A 1,461-nucleotide genomic window follows, 5' to 3' on the forward strand; every position below is an offset into this window, starting at 1 on the left:
CCTATATCTACACCGACCAAGACAGCTACGAACCCTTAGCCCAAGTCTTTGACAACGCCAAAGACGGCAAGCAATACCTCGCCTATTTCCACACCGACCAAGTCGGCATCCCGCGCGAGATGACCGACGTCCACGGCAATCTCTTATGGTACGGCGAATACACCGCCTGGGGTCGTCTGAAAAAGGACGAGAGGGTTTACAAGAACGCGCATCAGCCGTTCAGATTGCAAAACCAGTATTATGATGAAGAGACCGGGCTGCATTACAACCTGATGCGGTATTACGAGCCTGAGGCCGGGCGGTTTGTAAATCAGGACCCGATTAAATTAATTGGTGGAGATAATCTATATCAGTTTGCGCTGAATGCACAGGAATGGTATGACCCATTAGGTTTATGGAGAAGGAATGCCTATGTTGGTAGAACGCCATCTAAGGTATCTAAGACAGGACGGGCAGTAATGCAACGTATGTTAGCTAATGGAGAAATTGAAGGTATTACATCCGAGGAAATCAGTAAACTTAGACGTACCTCACAGATTCCTGAGGGTGCAGTTTTCAAAGATGTAGATGGTAAAAAATACTCTTTAAGAAATGCACATATGGGACATAATCCTGAAGATGCTGTTTCCTATTGGAATCGTTGTGGTCGTTATCATGGAGCCAAGTCTCAGGCAGTACGGAAATGGATGCTTGATCCCAATAATTATCGATTGGAATATGGGCCAGGCAACTGTTCCCGTGGAGCAAAGAGCAAAGAACGTTATAAGAAACCTCGCAAGCCTAAAAATGGAAAGTTACCCAAAGGTTGTTAATGAAGAGTTATGAATGAAAGGAAAACTATGTATTTATCTGATATTAATCCTGAGTTAAATAGTAAAATTAATAATATTATATGTGAGTCGAGACAGGCTAAAACTCTTCAGGAAAGGATTGATGAGTTAATGAAGGCTTGGGATTTAATTCCAAAACCTGCTACTCAATTCGTAACCCCAACTAGTGGGCTATGTTCTGAAATTTCTGGCAGATTTAAAGAGTTAAAGGATTATTCTAAGGCACTTGAATGGATAAATATTGCATTAGAGGCGCGAAAAACAGTTCCTGATGGCAGCACATTTCTATGGGCAGGTATTATCTATTACGAACTAGGTGATATGGAAAATGCTTATAAATATTTCGATTTGGCGTACAAAGAGTTACGTTACACACCTTTCTCTATGGAGGATAAAAAATATTGGCAATTTTATAAACAACGTAAAGAAGAATTAAATTCTAAGAAAAAAACCAAAAAGTAAGATTCGATATTTTCAGACGACCTCAAAACCTTCTTTGAGGTCGTCTGAAATGTTTGCTCTTTAACAACCTCATTACTAGTCAGCATGAAGGTCGTCTGAAACCAACTTTCAGACGACCTTTGTTGCACCGTACTTAACCGCCGCTACGCCTACGACAAAGCCGGCAACC

2 protein-coding genes are annotated in these 1,461 nt (G+C 41.3%); both read left to right on the forward strand.

Annotated elements, in window-relative coordinates; all coding sequences use genetic code 11:
• The coding region (locus HMPREF2726_RS13440) for an RHS repeat-associated core domain-containing protein (protein WP_210399704.1) at positions 1-812 on the forward strand (812 nt) is incomplete at its 5' end.
• Between the two features lie 27 nt (positions 813-839).
• Positions 840-1,292: a tetratricopeptide repeat protein gene (locus HMPREF2726_RS11095; protein ID WP_070603387.1), complete on the forward strand. Its 453-nt coding sequence runs from the start codon at positions 840-842 to the stop codon at positions 1,290-1,292.
• The last annotated feature ends 169 nt before the right edge of the window (positions 1,293-1,461 follow it).

Origin of the sequence: Neisseria sp. HMSC074B07, assembly GCF_001810355.1 — a bacterium.
Classification (GTDB): Bacteria; Pseudomonadota; Gammaproteobacteria; order Burkholderiales; family Neisseriaceae; genus Neisseria.

Bases quoted from the DNA above. Each gene is read 5' to 3' on its own strand.
- HMPREF2726_RS11095 (WP_070603387.1), top strand. From the start codon at position 840: ATGTATTTATCTGATATTAATCCTGAGTTAAATAGTAAAATTAATAAT.